The organism is Micromonospora alfalfae, from assembly GCF_022230925.1.
Classification (GTDB): Bacteria; Actinomycetota; Actinomycetes; order Mycobacteriales; family Micromonosporaceae; genus Micromonospora; species Micromonospora alfalfae.
This window is the reverse complement of record NZ_JAKKFH010000004.1, coordinates 87,501-104,871: the sequence shown is the minus strand read 5'-3', so window position 1 is coordinate 104,871 and position 17,371 is coordinate 87,501. Positions and strand designations below refer to the sequence as shown.

Genomic DNA, 17,371 nt, shown 5'->3' with positions numbered 1-17,371 from the left:
CCCTCGGCGAGGCCCCTGGCAGGGGCGTTACGCTCGGCTCATGCTCCGTTCCGTCATCCTCGCCGCCTCCCGGTCATCCCAGGTCGAGCGGCTCGTCGCGACTGCCCCGTACACCCGGGACGTCGTCCGCCGGTTCGTCGCCGGCGCTGCCACAGACGACGCGTTGCGCGCGACCCGCGGGCTCGTCGACGACGGCCTCGCGGTCACCCTCGACCACCTCGGTGAGGACACCGTCCGCCCCGAGCAGGCCACCGCCACCCGGGACGAATATCTGAAACTGCTGAGGATGCTCGGTGCCGCGGGGCTCACCCCGGCCGCCGAGGTGAGCGTGAAGCTCTCCGCCCTCGGCCAGATGTTCGACGAGCAGTTGGCGTACGACAACGCGCGGGCGATCTGCGCGGCGGCCGACGCGGCGGGCACAACTGTCACGCTGGACATGGAGGACCACACCACCACCGACTCGACGTTGGAGGTGCTGAGCCGGCTGCGCAAGGACTTCCCGTCGACCGGCGCGGTGCTCCAGGCGTACCTGCGGCGGACCGAGTCGGACTGCCGGGAGCTCTCCTCGGCCGGGTCGCGGGTGCGGCTGTGCAAGGGCGCCTACAAGGAGCCGGAGTCGGTGGCGTACCAGTCGGCCCGTGAGGTGGACAAGTCGTACGTGCGCTGCATGAACATCCTGATGTCCGGCGACGGTTACCCGATGCTGGCCACCCACGACCCGCGGATGATCGCCATCGGTGAGGACCGGGCCCGGTGGTTCGACAGGGGGCCGGAGCGCTTCGAGTTCCAGATGCTCTACGGCATCCGCCCCGAGGAGCAGGCCCGGTTGGCCGGCGACGGCTACACGGTGCGCACCTACGTCCCGTACGGCGACGAGTGGTACGGCTACCTGATGCGCCGGCTCGCCGAGCGCCCCGCCAACCTGGTCTTCTTCGGCCGTGCCCTGATCTCCAAGAAGTAGTTCCTCCGGTTCGGCCGACGGGCCGCCGGTGGCCCCTCGGGTCACCGTCGGCCCGTTTCCGGTATCCGGCTTGCCAACGTTGGCTAAGTGACTTAGCTTTAGAGCTATGACAACTAGCCAGGTGCGGCGGGACGGCGGACACATCGCGTACGAGGCGCAGGGCGAAGGGCCGTTGGTGGTCCTCGCGCACGGCATGGGCGAGAACAGAGCGAGCTTCCGGCACCTCGTGCCGCTGCTGGTGGCAGCCGGCCACCGGGTCGCCTCGGTCGACGTCCGGGGGCACGGCGAATCCAGCGCCGGCTGGCCCACGTACGCCCCGGCGGAGGTCGGCGCGGACCTGCTGGCCGTGGTCCGCGACCTCGACGCCGGTCCGGCGGTGCTGGTCGGCAGCTCGTCCGCCGCGGCGGCCGTGGTCTTCGCCGCCACCGACGCGCCCGAGCTGGTCACCGGCATCGTGCAGATCGGCGCGTTCGTCGGTCAGCCGAAGCTCAACCCGCTGCTGCGGATGGCGATGTGGTCAGTGCTGCACAGCCCTCGACTGTTCGGGATGTTCCACAACACCCTGTTCCCGGTGCACCGGCCCGCCGACGACGCCGCGTACCGCCGCGCGATGGTGGCCAACCTGCGCGAGCCCGGCCGGATGGCCGCGACACGCGGCGTGATCGCACCGGCCGAGCCGCACTGGACCGCCCGCGCCCCGCAGGTGCGGCAACCGGTGCTCGTGCTGATGGGATCCAAGGACCCGGACTTCCCCGACCCGGGAGCCGAGGCGCGGGCCGCCCGGCGGCTCTTCGGCACCGCCGAAGCTCGGATGATCGAGGAGTCCGGCCACTACCCGCACGCCGACCGGCCGCAACGCACCGCCGAGGAGCTGCTCGGCTTTCTGGCGGTGTGCGCCGGTGCCTAGGGTCGGCCTCAACCAGCAGACAGTCGTACGGGAGGCGGCCCGGCTGGCCGACGAGGTCGGCTTCCAACAGCTCACCCTCGCCGCGCTCGCCAGCCGGCTCGGGGTGGCGCTGCCCAGCCTCTACAAGCACGTACGGGGGGCGGACGCGTTGGCCCAGAAGCTGGCCGCCCTGGCCACCGCCGAGCTGGCCACCGAGATGACCACCGCCGCCGTCGGCCGCTCCGGTGGCGACGCGCTCCGGGCCATGGCGGAGGCCTACCGGAACTACGCCCTGCGGCACCCCGGCCGCTACCCGGCGACGCAGCGGGTGCCCGACCCGGCCGACCCGGAACACGTCGAGGCCGGCGAACGCGCGGTCGGTGCCATCTTCGCCGTGCTGCGCGGGTACGGGCTCACCGGCGACGACGCGGTGGACGCCACCCGCGCGCTGCGCAGCGCCCTGCACGGCTTCGTGACCCTGGAGGCCGCAGGCGGCTTCGGTCTGCCCCGTGACGTCGACCGCTCGTACCACCAGTTGGTAGCGAGCATGGACATCTCGTTCCGCTCCTGGCCGCGCACCGGCGGGTGAGCGAGCGGCAGTCCCGATCGGCCCGGGGCGGCCTCGCCGCATCCAGGTAGTGGTCGTACCCTTCGGCGGGTGACTGACGAGGTGCAGCAGCCAGCACCGCGGCGGCTCTGGCCGCTGTGGACGGTGCTCGTGGTGGTCGTCCTGCTGCTGGGCTGCGGCCTGCCGGCGGCGCTCGTCGTCGGAGTGATCCGGGAGACAGGCGCGCGCCCCACAGTCAGTCGGGTCGGCGCGTCGGCGGCCGACGACCCGGCCACCGCAGTGGCCCGCGGGTTGTCCGACCGGATCACCGCCCAGCTCCACAGGCAGTCCGCGGCACTCCTCGGCGGCGACCGCGCCGGGTTCCTCGCCATCGCCGATCCCGTCGCCCACAACGACCTGCGCAGACGCTTCGCCGCACTACGCGAACTCAAGGTGACCGGCTGGCGGGCCGAGCCGAGTGGCCTGCCCGTGCCGATCATCGGCAAGCCCGGCGAGTGGCGGCTGCTGGTGCGCTTCCAGTACTGCTTCGTCACGCCGAACTGCCGGCCCAGCCCGGTGCTGATCGGCACCCGCTGGCGGGAGAACGGTGACCAGCCCCGGATGGTCGCCATGGAGGAATCCAAGTCGGTGGAGACCGGCACCCGACCGTGGGAGATCAGCGACCTGGCGGTCGCCGTCGGCGCGCGGACCATGGTCGCCACCACCCCGGCGCTGCGCGGCAAGCTGCCCGGCCTGCTCGCGCAGGCGGAAGCCGCGGCCAAGGTCGCCGACGGGTACGCGGTGACCGGCTCACCGCCGGACCGGTACCGGATCTTCTACGCCGGGCGCACCGAGTGGCAGCGCTGGTACGGCGGGGAGCGCCCGGAATGGACCGGCGGTTACGCGGTCACAGTGGGCGGCGGTCACCACGAGGTGGTGCTCAACGCCGAAGGGCTCACCAACAGCGGCACCGACGACCTGCTGCGGCACGAGCTGACCCACGCGGCGTCGCTGCCGGAACGCGGCTACCCGGGCAAGCTCACCTGGTGGTTGGTCGAGGGCCTGGCCGAGTTCGCCGGTGCCGGCGACCAGGCGGTCGACAGGTACGAGGGGATCGCCGACGTCCGCAAGATGGTCCGGGGCGGCTGGGACGGCAAGTTGGAGGGCGTCAACCCCGCCGACGACGCCTCCGCCGAACGGGTCGCCGCCAGCTACGGCATCGGCTACCTGGCAGTTCGGCACCTCGTCGACAGGTACGGGCCGCTGCGGCTGCTCACCTTCTTCAAGACGGTGGTGCACGACGGCCGAACCATCGACGCGGCCTCCGAGAAGGCGTTCGGTGAGCAGTGGTCGACGCTGCACGACGAGTGCGTGGCGTACGTCCGCGCCGCCGCCGGCTGACGCAGCTCGGAGGCGGTGCGGCGGTGCGCCGTACCATCGATGGGTGCGCCGTCCTCAGTCGTCACGGCCCGCCAGCACCATGCGGCCCCGCCTGCTCACCGCCCTGACCGCCGTCGTCGTCCTCACCGCCACCACCGCCGCCTCCTGCGGCGACGAAGGCCCCGATCTCGCGCTGGCGTCGGCCGCCCGCAACCCGGTCACCGAGGTGATCGACGCGCCCGCGACGGTGACCGCCCGCGCCGCCGCCACCCTCACCGCTCCCGCCGACGGCACAGTGGCCAGCCTGCGTGTCCAGCCTGGACAGCGGGTCAAGCGCGGTCAGGTGCTGGCGGTTGTCGACTCGCCGAGCGCGCAGCAGCGTCTCCGTCAGGCCAAGGAGGCGCTGTCCGCCGCGAAGCGCGCCGGCCGGGGCGTCGGATCAGGCAGCCTGACCAGCAGCCGGCGTGGCACCGACAAGGCGGCCAGTGAGGCGTTCGACGCGGCGCGGAAAGCCGCCGAGAAGATCGCCGATCCGCAGTTGCGGAACGCGCTGCTGACCCAGGTGACGTCCGCTCAACAGCAATACAGCGCCGCCGCGCGCAGCGCCGACCAGGCGGTTCGCGCGGTGCAGCGGGGGATCAACGGGTTGAGTTCCGCCGTCGGCGCACTGTCCGCGGCGCAGCGGCTCCAGGCCCAGCAGGCGTACGACCTGGCGAAGGCGACAGTCGACGCGCTGACCCTGCGTGCCCCGATCGCCGGGGTGGTGCAGCCCGGTGGCACCCGGGCCGGCGGTGGCGCGAATGCCGGTCTCGCCGGGCTGTTGGAGCAGGCCGGCGGGGCGGGCCTCGACCCGTCGGCGCTGGCCCCCAGCCAGGGCGGTCCGCCGGCCGGGGTGGACGACGCGGTAGTGGTTGGCGGGCTGGTCACCGCCGGCGCGCCGGTGCTGACAGTGGTGGACACCGGGCAGCTCGGACTGCTCGCCGAGGTGGACGAGACCGACGTACTCCTCGTCAAGGCCGGTGTGACAGCCACTGTCGAGTTGGACGCCGTCACCGGTGCCAGCTACGACGCCACCGTCCGCTCGGTCGACGTGCTGCCCACCAACTCCGCGCAGGGCGGGGTCACCTACCGGGTCCGCCTGGCGCTGGGCGCCGGGAAGCTGGCCGAGGACGAGCCTGCTCCGACGCCCCGCCCCGGCATGAACGCGATAGTGCACCTGCGGGTACGCGAGGCCGCCGACGCGGTGACCGTCCCCGCGTCGGCGGTGTTCTCCGCCGACGGCCGGGACGCGGTCTGGGTGGTCCGGGACGGCAAGGCGGGCCGGGCCTCGGTGACAGTGGGTGTCCAGGGGTCCGACCTGGTGCAGATCCTCAACGGCGTGCAACCCGGCGACCGGATCGTGGTGCGCGGCGCCGACCAGGTCCGCGACGGCCAGGAAGTCCAGTGACCGAACCCGCCGTCGCAGACCGGTCGGCAGGGGAGCGCGTACCGGCCATCGAGGCGGTGGACGTGTCCCGGACGTACCAGCTCGACGGGGTGTCGGTGGCGGCGCTGCGCGGGGTGTCGCTCACCGTGCAGCCGGGGGACTACTTGGCCCTGGTCGGGCCGTCCGGCTCGGGCAAGTCCACCCTCATGCACCTCCTCGGTGGGCTGGACCGGCCCACCGGTGGCCGCCTGGTGATCGGCGGGCGGGACGTCAACGCCCTCGCCCCACCGGAGATGGCGACCCTGCGCAACGAGACCATCGGCTTCGTCTTCCAGGCGTTCCACCTGCTGCCGCGTACCTCGGCGGTGGAGAACGTGGCACTGCCCCTTGTCTACCGGGGAGTGTCGGCGCGGCAGCGGCGGGAGCGGGCGGCGGCGATGTTGGGCCGGGTCGGCCTCGGGCACCGGCTGGACCACCGGCCCAACCAGATGTCCGGCGGTGAGCAGCAGCGGGTGGCGATCGCCCGCGCCCTGGTCACCGAGCCGACGGTGCTGCTTGCCGACGAACCCACCGGCAACCTGGACAGCGTCACCGGCGCCGCCGTGCTGGAGCTGTTGGAACAACTGAACGCGGAGTCCGGGGTGGCGCTGGTGATGGTCACCCACGACCAGGAGGTGGCGGCCCGCGCCCACCGTCGGATCACCATGCGCGACGGGGTGGTCGTGGCCGACAGCGCCGACCCGTCCTCCGCCCATGATCGACCGCCGTCCGTTGATCACGGTCGACCTGCGACACTGGTCTCCGCTCCCAGCGCGGAGCCCCGGTCCGCGTCCGGAAGCGGTCCGGGGCACCCGTCCGGTGGCTCCGGTGGCGCCGCCGGAGCCACCGGGCGCCTTCCGCACGACGGGGGTACGGCGTGAGGGTCGCCGAGGCGTGGCGGGTGGCGCTGGACGCCCTGCGGGCCAACCGGCTGCGCAGCGCGCTGACAATGCTCGGGGTGATCATCGGGGTGGCCTCGGTGGTGCTGCTGGTGGCCATCGGCACCGGCACCAAGCAGAAGGTCGAGCAACAGGTCGAGGGCCTCGGCTCCAACCTGCTGCTTGTCGTGCCCGGCCGGATCGAGGTGGGCAACGCGCCTGTCGTCTCGCCGCTGACCCTCAAGGACGTGGACGCCGTCACCCGGGTGGTCGGCGACCCCGATCGGGTGGCGGTCACCGTCGCCTCCGGGGCGACAGCGCGGGCCGGCGCGCGTTCCGACTTCACCACCGTGCAGGGCGTCCTGGAGACGACCCCGGCGGTGTTCACCCGCTCGCTGGCGCGGGGACGCTACCTCACCGGCACCGACGTGGACACCAGCCGACGGGTGGCGGTGCTCGGTGACTCGGTCGCCCGTGCGCTCTTCCCCGACCGGGACCCGCTCGGCCAGCAGGTGGCGCTGGCCGGGGTGCGGTTCCGGGTGATCGGTGTCTTCGCGCCGCTGGGGCAGAGCCTCGGCGTCGACCGGGACGACGAGGTGCACGTGCCGGTGACCGCCGCGCAACGACTCTGGGGCACCCAGCGGGTCGACGGCATCGCGGTGAAGGCACCGGACCGGGAGCGGATCGACGAGCTGGGCGAACGGATCGTCGCCGAGCTGAACCGTCGCCACCCGGACACCGAGTTCAGCGCCGTCACCCAGCAGCAGATCCTCGGCGTGCTCGGCGACATCCTCGGTGTCCTCACCGGCGTGCTGGCGGCCATCGCCGGCATCTCGCTGCTCGTCGGTGGCGTCGGCGTCTCCAACATCATGCTGGTCAGCGTCCGGGAGCGGACCCGGGAGATCGGGCTGCGCAAGGCCGTCGGAGCACGACCCCGCGACATCGGCGTGCAGTTCCTGCTGGAGGCGGTGCTGCTCACCACGATCGGCGGGCTCACCGGGATGGCGCTGGGAGTGGGCACCGCAATGCTTGTCGACGCGCTGTCGCCAATTCCGGCGGCGATCACCTGGTGGTCGTTGGCGCTCGCCTTCGGCGTTTCGGCGGTGGTGGGCATCGTCTTCGGAGTGGTTCCCGCGCAGCGCGCCGGCCGTCTCGACCCGGTGGTCGCGCTGCGTACCGAATGAGCACGACCGGAACAACCGGACGACGGACGCGCACTGGCGGATACCGGGAGCACGGATCGGGTGAACAGGCCCCCGAAGCATGATCAGTTGCAGGAAGGGATCGCGCCGGTCACAACCGCCCCGCTACCGTACTGGTAACACGCGCGTCGCCGGCCCGGCCCGGAGCATCCGTCGGGTTGGCACGCGCCGGGCATGGGATGGGTCGGTGAGCCATGGCCGGGTCACAGTCCGACGGACGGCTGTCGGAGGTCAAGTTCCTGACCGTTGCGGAAGTGGCGACGGTCATGCGGGTGTCAAAGATGACTGTCTATCGCCTGGTGCACAGCGGTGAGCTCACCGCCGTCCGGGTCGGCCGGTCATTCCGGGTGCCCGAGCATGCGGTGCACGAATATCTCCGGGGTGCCTTTCAGGAGACCGCCTGAGCCACCGGCCCGCCCTCTGGCCGGCGGCTGACCGGCATCGGTGGGCGTAAGGAGTGAGCTCGCGGGCCCTGCGGTCGCGAACCAGAGGCAGCGGCGACGGGGGCGCGTTGGTCCGGCTGACGCCCTCCGGCTACCCTGGAGCCCGACCGAGACCCCACCGGTGCGCCCCGCCGCCCAGACTGGTCCGGTCCGTTGTCCGCAAGCGGTCGCCGTCGCCACCTGCGTGGTGTCATCCGGTCCGCCCCGCACGTTGTATCGAAAGGCTGTCGTATGGGCTCGGTGGTCAAGAAGCGCCGTAAGCGCATGGCTAAGAAGAAGCACCGCAAGCTGCTGCGCAAGACCCGCGTCCAGCGTCGCCGTCTCGGCAAGTGATCGCCGCCGGGCTCAACGCCCGGCGTTCGGCGTCACTTGCCAAACTGTCGACCTCCGGAGGCTCAGGTGATCAGGCCGTGGTCGTCCCGGCTCGGTCCATCCTGCCGGCGTAGGTGCGTCAGATGACCCCCGGTGGCACCTCAGGTGCTCCGGGGGTCGTCGTCGTCACCGGAGTGGGCCGCTACCTGGGTGCCCACGTGGCGGCCCGACTGGCCGCCGATCCGCGCATCGAACGGGTCATCGGTGTCGACGCACCGGACTCCGGCATCGAGTTCACCGACCTGCTCGACCGGGTCGAACGCATCCGCGTCGACAGCGGTTCCCTCGGTGGCCTCCTCGCCGACCTGGACGTCGACGCGGTGGTGCACCTCGCGTTGGTCACCTCACCCGACCCGCAGCACGGCGGCCGGTCCGCGATGAAGGACCAGAACGTCATCGGCAGCATGCAGATGCTCGCCGCCTGCCAGCGGGCACCCCGACTGCGCAAACTCGTGGTCCGCTCGTCGACAGCCGCCTACGGGGTGTCGTTCCGGGATCCGGCGGTCTTCACCGAGGAAACCGAACCCCGCGAGGTGCCGCGTGGCGGTTTCGGCCGCGACATCCTCGACCTTGAGGGGTACGTGCGCGGCTTCCGTCGCCGTCGGTCCGACGTCACCGCCACGGTGCTGCGCTTCGCCCCGTTCATCGGCTCGACCGCCGACACCACGTTGACCCGCTACTTCTCGCAGCCGTTCGTGCCGACCGTCTTCGGCCGTGACCCCCGCCTCCAGTTCCTGCACTTCGACGACGCGTTGGAGGTGCTGTACCGGTCGATCGTGGAGGACCATCCCGGCACCTACAACGTCGCCGGCCCCGGGGTGCTGTCGCTGTCCCAGGCGATCCGGCGCGCCGGACGGGTCGCCGTCCCGGTGCTGGAGCCGGGTCTCTCCGGGGCCGCCGCGCTGGCCCGCACCATGGGCTTCGGCCGCTACGGCCTGGACCAGGTCGACCTCTTCGTGCACGGCCGGGTGGTCGACACCAGCCGGCTTGAGCAGGAGTACGGCTTCACGCCCCGGTCGACCGCCGAGGCGTTCGAGGACTTCATCCGGGCCCATCACGGTGGGGTGGTGGTCACCCGGGATCAGTTGGCCGCTGCCGAGCAACTCGTCCTGGACGGCATCCGGCAGGTCCGCTCAGCGGTCCGGGAGCGTTCATCATGAGCGCGAGGAGTGAGCCGGTCCTGCGAGCCCCGCAGTCGCGAACCGAGGCGGCATCATGAGTGGGCCGGAGGAGCGGCGCGACCCGCAGTCGGTCGGGCGTTTCGACGTACCGCAGCAGGTGCCCGCGCCGGACGCGGAGCCGGCGCGGCGCAACGGACACCGACCGGCCGCGCAGGCCGCGCCGACCCCGACGGAACCGCCGGCCTCGTCCGCACCGCCGGCCTCGATGCCGGCCGACGAGGTCGACGCCGGGTTGCCCGGCGGCACCGAGCCGGCGGTGTCGGACCGCCCCGGCGACCACTGGGACCGCAAGGTCGCGAACGGGTTGGCGTTCCTGCGCCGGCGGCTCTCCGGTGACTACGAGGTCGACGAGTTCGGTTTCGACTCGGAGTTGACCGATGCCGTCTTCCACCCGCTGCTGCGGCTGCTCTACCGGGACTGGTTCCGCACCGAGGTCAGTGGGGTGGAGCACGTCCCCGTGGACGGGCCCGCCCTGGTGGTCGGCAACCACTCCGGGACTGTGGCGCTGGACGCCCTGATCCTCTCGGCGGCGCTGCACGACAAGCATCCCGCCCACCGCTACCTGCGGCTGCTCGGCGCCGACCTGGTCTTCCGGATGCCGGTGGTCTCCGAGTTGGCCCGCAAGACCGGCGGCACTGTGGCCTGCAACCCGGACGCCGAGCGGCTGCTCGGCGGCGGCGATCTGGTGGGTGTGTTCCCCGAGGGCTTCAAGGGCATCGGCAAGCTCTACGCAGACCGTTACAAACTGCAACGCTTCGGGCGGGGCGGTTTCGTCTCGGCGGCGCTGCGCACCGGCACCCCGATCGTGCCAGTCGCCATCGTCGGCGGCGAGGAGATCTACCCGATGCTCGCCGACATGAAGCCCCTGGCGCGGCTGCTGAAGCTGCCCTACTTCCCGGTCACGCCGACGTTCCCGCTGCTCGGCCCGCTGGGCATGGTGCCGCTACCCAGCAAGTGGCTGATCGAGTTCTGCCCGCCGATTCCCACCGCCCACCTGACCGACTCGGCGGACGACCCGCTGGTGGTCTTCAACCTCGCCGACCAGGTGCGGGAGACCATCCAGCAGACGCTGCACACGCTGCTGGAGCGACGGCCCGACCCGTTCGGCCCCTAGCCGCGGGTCGGAGCCGAGGCTTCTGAACGGGCGTCTCAGCCGGCGCGGCGGCGGCGTTGCAGGGCCAGGCCGGCGGTGACCGCGCCCGCGACCAGCCCGGCCGCCGCTGTCGACGGTACGGCGATCTTGACCGCACGGCGACCGGTGCGGAAGTCCCGCACCTCCCAGCCGTGCTGGCGGGCCTGCCGCAGCAGGGCGCCGTCCGGGTTGACGGCCACCGCCCGGCCCACAGCACAGAGCAGCGGCAGGTCGTTCGCGGAATCGCTGTAGGCCGCGCAGCGGGACAGGTCGAGCCCTTCCACGGCGGCGAGCTGGGTGACCGCCTCAGCCTTGGCCGGCCCGTGCATCAGGTCACCCACCAACCGCCCCGTGTACGCCCCGTCCAGCACCTCGGCCACGGTGCCGATGGCGCCGGTCAGGCCGAGCCGGGCGGCGATCACCCGGCCGATCTCGACCGGGGCGGCGCTGACCAGCCAGACCCGCTGACCGGCGGCCAGGTGACGCTGAGCGAGCTGGTGGGTGCCGGCCCAGATCCGGGGGGCCATCATCTCGTCGAAGATCTCCTCGGCGAGGTGTTCGACCTCGTTCACCCGCCAGCCCTGGACGAAGGCCAGCGCCGCCTCCTTGGCCAGTGACATGTCACCGGCGTGCTCCCGGGCCAGCAGCCGGAAGCGGAGCTGCTGCCAGGCGAATCGGGCCAGGTCGGCGGTGGTCACGTAGTTGCGGGAGGCGAGACCACGGGCGAACCAGTAGATCGACGCGCCCTGCATCATGGTGTTGTCCACGTCGAAGAACGCCGCGGCGGTCTGGTCGGGTGCGCTGACCGGGGCCAGGTCGGTCTCCGCCCAGGCTGCGGTGTGCCCCTCGGCGTCGGTGCTGACCGTCACCTTACGGCTACGCGCCACGCGAATCCCTTCCTCACCGGTACGACGGATGCTCCTCCGCGAGGGTATCCGCCGTAGACGGGCGACCGGCCGGGCACACAGCGAACTGTGGCGCGGCCGGTCGGACGTGCGGTATGGGGACGCGGGTCAGCGGGCCCCGGGGCAGGTGCTCGGATCTGGCCCGAGGGCGTCGCTGGCGGTCGGTGCCGGCAGGCCGCAGGAGATCGCCGCGCGCAGGTCGTCCGAGCGTTCCCGGATGCTGTCCAGCAACGCCAGGGACCGCTGGGTGCGTTCCCGGTCGACCCGGGTGCTCCCGTCGAGCAGACCGCGTACCGCCCGGCGCTGGCTCGACACGAAGGTGTTCAGAGTGTCCAGGCTGCCCGGCTCGGCCCGCTGTACGGCAGCCGAGGTCAGCAGGCGAACTCCCTGCCGGCTGTCGGCGTCCATGTCGTCGAGGACCGCGCTGTAGCCGATCCGGTCGCCGCGCAGCTTTGCGGCTTCGCCGACTCTGGTCCGGGCGAAGTCCAGGAAGAGCTGGCCCCGGCTGATGTCGGAGCTGGCCAGGGCGAGCTGTGCCCGTTCGGTGGAGCGCTTCATGCCGTACAGCGCGTCACCGGGCACCGCGTTCTCGCTGGCGGCGGAGATCCCGGAGACGGCGATGGCCCCGGCGGCGATGCCGACCAGGATCGCGCCCCGGGCTCGGGCCCGCCGTGCGGTGACCGCCGGCAGTAGCCGCCCGCGGGTGGTGGTGGCGGCCGGTTCGCTGACCGCCGCTGGCGCGCTGCCCAGCCCTTCCCGCTCGGCGGTTGCGAGCAGCATCGCCCGCAGGCCGGTACGGAAGTCCTGGTCCACCTCGACAGCCGGGGGGTCGACGCTGAGCCGCTGACCCACTGCGACGAGCGGCGCCAGTTGGCCGTCCACCCGGGATCGCACGTGGTGTCGTCGAGCGCCGTTGGCCTCGTCGAGAAGCTGCGCGAAGCGCTCCGCGCGCCGGCGGGAGAAGAGGGTGTTGTCCACCGCAGGCACCTCCTCTCGCTGGTCACGGCCGGTCGGCCGCCGTCGTTGCCAGCGACCGGGCGGCAGTGTGACACCACGGAGGTGAGGTGCCGCCGGCATGCCGGTCGGACCTCGGTGACCCGGGCCTGCCGGGACATCCACCGGTCGCACCCGGAGAAACGCGGCGGACCGGGCACGGGTTACGGGCCTGGCGGAGCGGAAATTACAGAAAGTGATGGTCATCACCGGGCGGGACCGACTCTGAGCTGCGCGGACGCTGATCGGCGCCCGTCGGTCCCGCCGTAACAAACTACGGCTGGAAGCCGTCGGGCAGCAGCCGGGCCAGGGCGCGGACGGCGCGGTACTGGAGGGCCTTGATGGCTCCCTCGTTCTTGCCCATCGCGCGGGCCGTCTCGGCGACCGAGAAGCCCTGGAGGAAGCGGAGCACTATGCACTCCTGCTGCTCCGGGTTGAGCTGCTTCACAGCGGTGAGGAGCGCGACGTTGGTGATGTGCTCCACCACCGCCGCCTCCGGGCTGCCCTCCGGGCCCCGGTCCTCCCGGTCGGCGTCGAGCACGTCGCCGGTGGTGACCTCCAGCCGGTACCGGCCCGACTTGAAGTGGTCCGCGACGAGGTTGCGGGCGATCGTCACCAGCCAGGCGCCGAGGTCGCGGCCCTGCCAGGTGAAGCTGCCGATCCGCTTGAGCGCGCGCAGGAAGGTGTCCGAGGTGAGATCCTCGGCGAGTTGCCGGTTGCCGACCCGGAAGTAGACGAACCGGAAGACGGTGTCCACGTAACGGTCGTAGATCAGACCGAACGCCTCGGACTCGCCGGCCTGAGCCCGCTCGATCAGCGTCCAGACCTCGGTTGCCGGGTCGGACGGGTCCGGGCGGCTCGGGAAACCGGTCGGGGTGGTCGCGGTGGTGGCCGGCACCGCCGGGATCACCGCTGTCTCACCAGCCGCCGGGTCGGTGGTGACCGCCGGTGTGTCGCTAACCCGACGGCCCTGCACGGGCATTGTGGGCCGCTGCGGTACGGCCACCCGGCCGCCGGCCGGCTTCGCGTTTCCACCGGGCACCGCGGGTCGCGGCGGCGGCTCGTTGTGGTGCGGCCGGCTGCGGATCCGTTGCGCCGCGCCGTCACCCCGCACGACACCGCCGTGCTGTTCGTCCGATGGGGCACGGGCCGCTGGCCGCTCGTTGACGTGGGAGCGGGCGGGTTGACCGGTCAGGCCGACCGGGCGTTCCGCGTAACCGAAGGTGGTCACCGTGTTGCCCCCGTCCCGTCGGTCGCCGGACGGGCCGGTCTAGGTCTCGTCGGTGCGGACCGACCGGATGACCGGTCGGGCAGGACGGTCACGGGAGTTGCCGACGGGCGGCAATTCCCCTGGAGGTGCTGGTCCAATGCGCTCACAGGCACGGGGGCCTCCTCGGGCTGAGGGGTGTCGACTCACGGCAAATGGGGTGAGCCGACCCGAGTGATGATAGGGCCAACGTCACCCGCGCGTGGCAAGTCCGTTACACAAGGCGGAAGTATTTCCCGCTCCGTCGCACCGGTGGCGGACCGGTTGTCCGTCGTGTGCGATTGACTTTCCGTCGGCTTGGTGTTCCAGGGTGGATCCCCAGGTCGGAGGCTTGCCGACCGTTCGGCTGACCGGCCGCGCCGGCCGGCCGGGCGTCGCGGCCGAACTGCCCGTGGTCAGCGTCGCACGTCCCATCGACAGGACCTGATCGGATCGCCGGTGGCACACCGGACAGTCCCGTACATGGGACTGTCCGGTGTCGTCCTCCGGGCGTGGCCCCAACCGTCGGGCGTGGTCCGTCGTCGTCCGCTGTGCCAGACTCGATCACCGTGCAGGACGCCTCGGAAAGCCCCGCGCCGAACCTCGCCGACCAGGTCCGCCGGGCGGCTCTCGACAGCGCCGACCGGCCCGCGCTGCACTGGCGCGAGCAGACGGTGAGCTGGTCCGAACTGGACGCCGCGGTGGACGCCGCCGCCCGGGGCCTGTCCGCCGCCGCGCCACCCGCCGACCCCGGCGGTACGCCGCCACGCGTCGCCATCGCGCTGCCCAACACACCGGACTTCGTGATCGCCTGGCTCGGCGCCCTCCGCGCCGGGCTGGTCACGGTGCCGGTCAACCCCGGCCTCACCGCCCCGGAGCTACGACACGTGCTGGCCGACTCCGGCGCGTCGGTGCTCATCGCCACCGACCACGTCCGAGGTCTGGTCGCCGACGTGGCAGCCGAGTTGCCCGCGCTCGCCTCGGTGCACGGCACGCCACCGACCGCCGAGGCGCCCGGACCGGCACCCCGCCCTCAACGCGGCGGCGCCGACCTGGCTGTACTGCTCTACACCTCCGGCACCGAGGGGCGACCCAAGGGCGCGATGCTCTCGCACCAGGCGCTGCTCGCCAACCACGAACAGGTCGCGGCGATCGAGCCGCCGGTGGTCGGGCCGAACGACACTGTTCTCCTGGCGTTGCCGCTGTTCCACGCGTACGGGCTCAACTCGGGGCTCGGCGCGGTAGTGCACCACGGCGCTACCGGTGTGCTGCTCGACGAGCCGGGCCCGACGGCAGGGCTGGACGAGGTCGCACGGCACCGGGTCAGCGTGCTGGTCGGCGTACCGTCGATGTTCCTGACCTGGGCCGGCGCGGCCACGGCCCGCGCGGCGACCGCGTCGGTGCGGGTGGCGGTCTGCGGCGCGGCACCGCTCGAACCCGCTGTCGCGGCGCGCTTCACCGAGGCCACCGGGCATCAGGTGCACATCGGGTACGGCCTCACCGAGACCGCGCCGGTGCTCACCTCCACCCTTGTCGGCGGCGTGGCCAAGCCGGGTTCGATCGGCCGGCCGCTGCCCGGGGTGCGGCTACGCCTGGTCGGCGCCGACGGGGCGGACCTGTGGCGCGACGGGCTGGCCGTCCCCGACGACGACCCGGACGAGCTGGACATCTCCGACGTGGCGCCGGGCACCGACCCGGGGCAGATCGTGGTGTCCGGCCGCAACCTCTTCACCGGCTACTGGCCCGACGGTCGGGGCGGCCCGGACGCCGAGGGTTGGTGGGCCACCGGTGACATCGCGTACGCCGACGAGGACGGCGACCTCTTCCTGGTCGACCGGCTCGGCGAGCTGATCCTGGTCAACGGGTTCAACGTCTATCCGCACGAGGTCGAGCTGGTGCTCGCCGGGCACCCCGGCGTGGTCGAGTCGGCGGTACTGGGTGTGCCGCACCCGCGGACCGGCGAGACTGTGCGGGCGTACGTGGTGCCGGTGCAGGGCCGACCGGTGACCAGCGAGGAGTTGCTCGCCCACTGCGCTCGGAACCTGGCCCGGTTCAAGTGCCCGACCGCTGTCGAGTTCGTCGACGCCCTGCCGCACTCGGCGATCGGCAAGGTACGCAAGACCCAACTCCGGTCGGCGACGCCGACCGACAGCACGGAGGTAACCGATGGCCAGTGACGCCCGACTCGCCCTGATCACCCGACCCGGCTGCCACCTGTGTGACGACGCAAAGGCGGCGCTCGACCGGGTGGTAGCGGTCACCGGCGACAAGTGGGTCGAGTGGGACGTCACCGGCGACGAGGGGCTGGAGCGGGAGTACGGGGACCGGCTGCCGGTGGTGATGCTCGACGGCAAGGAGCACGGCTACTGGCGGGTCGAGGAGGACCGGCTGCTGCGGGACCTGACCACGCCGCAGCTCTGACTGGTGCCTATGGTGCTCTGATGACCTCTGCGCACCCGCACCTCGTCTGGGACTGGAACGGCACCCTGCTCAACGACCTCAGCCTCGTGGTGTCCGCCACCAACGTCGTGTTCGCGAGCCTTGGTGGGCCGACGGTCACCTCGGACGAGCACCGGGTGCGGTTCCGCAGGCCGATCGCCGAGTACTACGCCGAGGTGCTCGGGCAGGCAGTGGACGACGACGAGTTCGGCCGACTGGACAAGATCTTCCACGACGCCTACCGCACCGGGCTGACGACCTGCGAGCTGGCCGCCGACGCGCGCGCCGCGATGGCGGCCTGGCCGGGCAGCCAGAGCCTGCTGTCCATGTGGTTCCACGAGGAGCTGGTCCCGACCGTGCACACGTACGGGTTGACCGGTCACTTCACCCGCGTCGACGGCCTCCGGGCCGCTGTCGGCGGCGGCCACAAGGCCGAGTCGCTCCAGCTGCACCTGACCGAACTGGGCGTGGACGGCGCTTCGGTGGTGCTGATCGGCGACTCCATCGACGACGCGGACGCGGCGCTCGCGGTGGGTGGCAGTGCCGTGCTCTACACCGGCGGGTTCACCGACCCGGCCCGGCTGCGCGCCTCCGGTCACCCGGTGGCCGACACCCTCACCGACGCGGTGGCCCTGGCCCGTGAGGTCAGTTCCGCAGGTAGGTGAGGACGGCCAGCACCCGCCGGTGCTGTTCGGTGTCCGGCGGCAGGGTGAGCTTGGTGAAGATGTTGCGCACGTGCTTCTCCACCGCGCCGTCGCTGACCACCAGGGCGCGCGCGATGGCGGTGTTCGAACGCCCCTCGGCCATCAGGGCGAGCACCTCGCGCTCGCGGGGGGTCAGCTCGCGCAGCGGGTCGTCGCGGCGACGCCGGGCGAAGAGCTGACCGACCACCTCCGGGTCGAGCACGGTGCCGCCGCCCGCCACCCGCCGCAGCGCGTCCAGGAACTCGTCGATCGCTGCCACCCGGTCCTTGAGCAGGTAGCCGATCCCGCCGCCGGCGCCGCCGGTGGTGGCGAGCAGATCATCGGCGTACGACACCTCGACGTACTGGGAGAGCACCAGGATCGGCGTACGCGGCACCAGCCGGCGTGCCTCCACAGCGGCCCGCAGCCCTTCGTCGGTGTGCGACGGGGGCATCCGGACGTCGACGATCGACACGTCGGGCCGGTGCTCGACCACCGCCTCGACCAGGGCGTCACCGTCCCCGACGGCGGCCACCACCTGGTGCCCACTTTCGGTCAGCAGCCGGACCAGCCCCTCCCGGAGCAGGACGGCGTCGTCGGCGATCACGATGCGCATGGCTGTGTTGTCTACCACGTCCGGCCCGTCGTACGGGCTCGG

Annotated in this window: 18 protein-coding genes; 14 read left to right on the top strand and 4 right to left on the bottom strand. The window is 72.3% G+C overall.

Features of this window, described 5'->3' with window-relative positions; all coding sequences use genetic code 11:
* Positions 1-40 precede the first annotated feature (40 nt).
* From MED01_RS02660 to MED01_RS02610, 11 genes are all read left to right on the top strand, one after another.
* The gene (locus MED01_RS02660) at positions 41-961 is read left to right on the top strand and encodes a proline dehydrogenase family protein (protein WP_238666943.1); all 921 of its coding nucleotides are present in this window, start codon (positions 41-43) and stop codon (positions 959-961) included.
* A gap of 106 nt (positions 962-1,067) precedes the next feature.
* Complete coding sequence (locus tag MED01_RS02655; RefSeq protein ID WP_238666942.1) at positions 1,068-1,868, top strand: alpha/beta fold hydrolase; 801 nt, start codon at positions 1,068-1,070, stop codon at positions 1,866-1,868.
* Positions 1,861-2,436, top strand: coding sequence for a TetR/AcrR family transcriptional regulator (locus tag MED01_RS36005; protein ID WP_238666941.1), 576 nt, complete (start codon positions 1,861-1,863; stop codon positions 2,434-2,436). Before MED01_RS02655 ends, MED01_RS36005 begins: the two co-directional genes overlap by 8 nt.
* Before the next feature lie 69 nt (positions 2,437-2,505).
* Positions 2,506-3,795, top strand: a complete 1,290-nt coding sequence (locus MED01_RS02645; protein WP_238666940.1) for a hypothetical protein — start codon at positions 2,506-2,508, stop codon at positions 3,793-3,795.
* Positions 3,796-3,874: 79 nt separating this feature from the next.
* On the top strand, positions 3,875-5,221 hold the full coding sequence (locus MED01_RS02640) for an efflux RND transporter periplasmic adaptor subunit (RefSeq protein ID WP_238667160.1): 1,347 nt from the start codon (positions 3,875-3,877) through the stop codon (positions 5,219-5,221).
* Positions 5,218-6,120 carry an ABC transporter ATP-binding protein gene (locus MED01_RS02635; RefSeq protein WP_238666939.1) on the top strand — a complete coding sequence of 301 codons (903 nt, stop codon included), beginning with the start codon at positions 5,218-5,220 and terminating at the stop codon, positions 6,118-6,120. The genes MED01_RS02640 and MED01_RS02635 overlap by 4 nt, the downstream gene beginning before the upstream one ends.
* Positions 6,117-7,301, top strand: a complete 1,185-nt coding sequence (locus MED01_RS02630; RefSeq protein WP_238666938.1) for an ABC transporter permease — start codon at positions 6,117-6,119, stop codon at positions 7,299-7,301. Before MED01_RS02635 ends, MED01_RS02630 begins: the two co-directional genes overlap by 4 nt.
* Positions 7,302-7,513: 212 nt before the next feature.
* Positions 7,514-7,723 carry a helix-turn-helix domain-containing protein gene (locus MED01_RS02625; protein WP_007465625.1) on the top strand — a complete coding sequence of 70 codons (210 nt, stop codon included), beginning with the start codon at positions 7,514-7,516 and terminating at the stop codon, positions 7,721-7,723.
* A gap of 270 nt (positions 7,724-7,993) precedes the next feature.
* Positions 7,994-8,095, top strand: a complete 102-nt coding sequence (locus MED01_RS02620) for a 30S ribosomal protein bS22 (protein ID WP_007465623.1) — start codon at positions 7,994-7,996, stop codon at positions 8,093-8,095.
* A gap of 122 nt (positions 8,096-8,217) precedes the next feature.
* Positions 8,218-9,294 carry an NAD-dependent epimerase/dehydratase family protein gene (locus MED01_RS02615; RefSeq protein ID WP_238666937.1) on the top strand — a complete coding sequence of 359 codons (1,077 nt, stop codon included), beginning with the start codon at positions 8,218-8,220 and terminating at the stop codon, positions 9,292-9,294.
* A gap of 226 nt (positions 9,295-9,520) precedes the next feature.
* Entirely contained in the window at positions 9,521-10,429 is a 909-nt protein-coding gene (locus MED01_RS02610; RefSeq protein WP_238667159.1) for a lysophospholipid acyltransferase family protein, read from the top strand.
* A 35-nt stretch (positions 10,430-10,464) separates the two neighbouring features.
* Here the strand turns inward: MED01_RS02610 and MED01_RS02605 are convergent, their stop codons facing one another.
* The 3 genes from MED01_RS02605 to MED01_RS02595 all read right to left on the bottom strand — a co-directional run bounded on the left by MED01_RS02605 (position 10,465) and on the right by MED01_RS02595 (position 13,576).
* A complete protein-coding gene (locus tag MED01_RS02605) occupies positions 10,465-11,334 on the bottom strand; it encodes an HAD family hydrolase (protein WP_238666936.1) in 870 nt (289 codons plus the stop codon).
* A gap of 126 nt (positions 11,335-11,460) precedes the next feature.
* Positions 11,461-12,330: a DUF5667 domain-containing protein gene (locus MED01_RS02600; RefSeq protein ID WP_238666935.1), complete on the bottom strand. Its 870-nt coding sequence runs from the start codon at positions 12,328-12,330 to the stop codon at positions 11,461-11,463.
* 289 nt (positions 12,331-12,619) lie between these two features.
* The gene (locus tag MED01_RS02595; RefSeq protein WP_238666934.1) at positions 12,620-13,576 is read right to left on the bottom strand and encodes an ECF subfamily RNA polymerase sigma factor, BldN family; all 957 of its coding nucleotides are present in this window, start codon (positions 13,574-13,576) and stop codon (positions 12,620-12,622) included.
* 584 nt (positions 13,577-14,160) lie between these two features.
* Here MED01_RS02595 and MED01_RS02590 point away from each other — a divergent pair.
* Genes MED01_RS02590 through MED01_RS02580 form a run of 3 tightly spaced genes read left to right on the top strand, consistent with a single transcriptional unit; the run spans position 14,161 to position 16,695 of the window.
* Complete coding sequence (locus MED01_RS02590; RefSeq protein ID WP_238666933.1) at positions 14,161-15,768, top strand: AMP-binding protein; 1,608 nt, start codon at positions 14,161-14,163, stop codon at positions 15,766-15,768.
* Positions 15,758-16,012, top strand: coding sequence for a glutaredoxin family protein (locus MED01_RS02585; RefSeq protein ID WP_030490173.1), 255 nt, complete (start codon positions 15,758-15,760; stop codon positions 16,010-16,012). Before MED01_RS02590 ends, MED01_RS02585 begins: the two co-directional genes overlap by 11 nt.
* Before the next feature lie 20 nt (positions 16,013-16,032).
* Complete coding sequence (locus MED01_RS02580; protein ID WP_238666932.1) at positions 16,033-16,695, top strand: HAD family hydrolase; 663 nt, start codon at positions 16,033-16,035, stop codon at positions 16,693-16,695.
* Here MED01_RS02580 and MED01_RS02575 read toward each other — a convergent pair.
* Entirely contained in the window at positions 16,676-17,329 is a 654-nt protein-coding gene (locus tag MED01_RS02575; RefSeq protein WP_030329744.1) for a response regulator transcription factor, read from the bottom strand. The genes MED01_RS02580 and MED01_RS02575 overlap by 20 nt on opposite strands.
* Positions 17,330-17,371 lie beyond the last annotated feature (42 nt).

Bases quoted from the DNA above. Each gene is read 5' to 3' on its own strand.
- MED01_RS02660 (WP_238666943.1), top strand. From the start codon at position 41: ATGCTCCGTTCCGTCATCCTCGCCGCCTCCCGGTCATCCCAGGTCGAG.
- MED01_RS02655 (WP_238666942.1), top strand. From the start codon at position 1,068: ATGACAACTAGCCAGGTGCGGCGGGACGGCGGACACATCGCGTACGAG.
- MED01_RS02640 (WP_238667160.1), top strand. From the start codon at position 3,875: ATGCGGCCCCGCCTGCTCACCGCCCTGACCGCCGTCGTCGTCCTCACC.
- MED01_RS02625 (WP_007465625.1), top strand. From the start codon at position 7,514: ATGGCCGGGTCACAGTCCGACGGACGGCTGTCGGAGGTCAAGTTCCTG.
- MED01_RS02620 (WP_007465623.1), top strand. From the start codon at position 7,994: ATGGGCTCGGTGGTCAAGAAGCGCCGTAAGCGCATGGCTAAGAAGAAG.
- MED01_RS02615 (WP_238666937.1), top strand. From the start codon at position 8,218: ATGACCCCCGGTGGCACCTCAGGTGCTCCGGGGGTCGTCGTCGTCACC.
- MED01_RS02610 (WP_238667159.1), top strand. From the start codon at position 9,521: ATGCCGGCCGACGAGGTCGACGCCGGGTTGCCCGGCGGCACCGAGCCG.
- MED01_RS02585 (WP_030490173.1), top strand. From the start codon at position 15,758: ATGGCCAGTGACGCCCGACTCGCCCTGATCACCCGACCCGGCTGCCAC.
- MED01_RS02580 (WP_238666932.1), top strand. From the start codon at position 16,033: ATGACCTCTGCGCACCCGCACCTCGTCTGGGACTGGAACGGCACCCTG.
- MED01_RS02575 (WP_030329744.1), bottom strand. From the start codon at position 17,329: ATGCGCATCGTGATCGCCGACGACGCCGTCCTGCTCCGGGAGGGGCTG.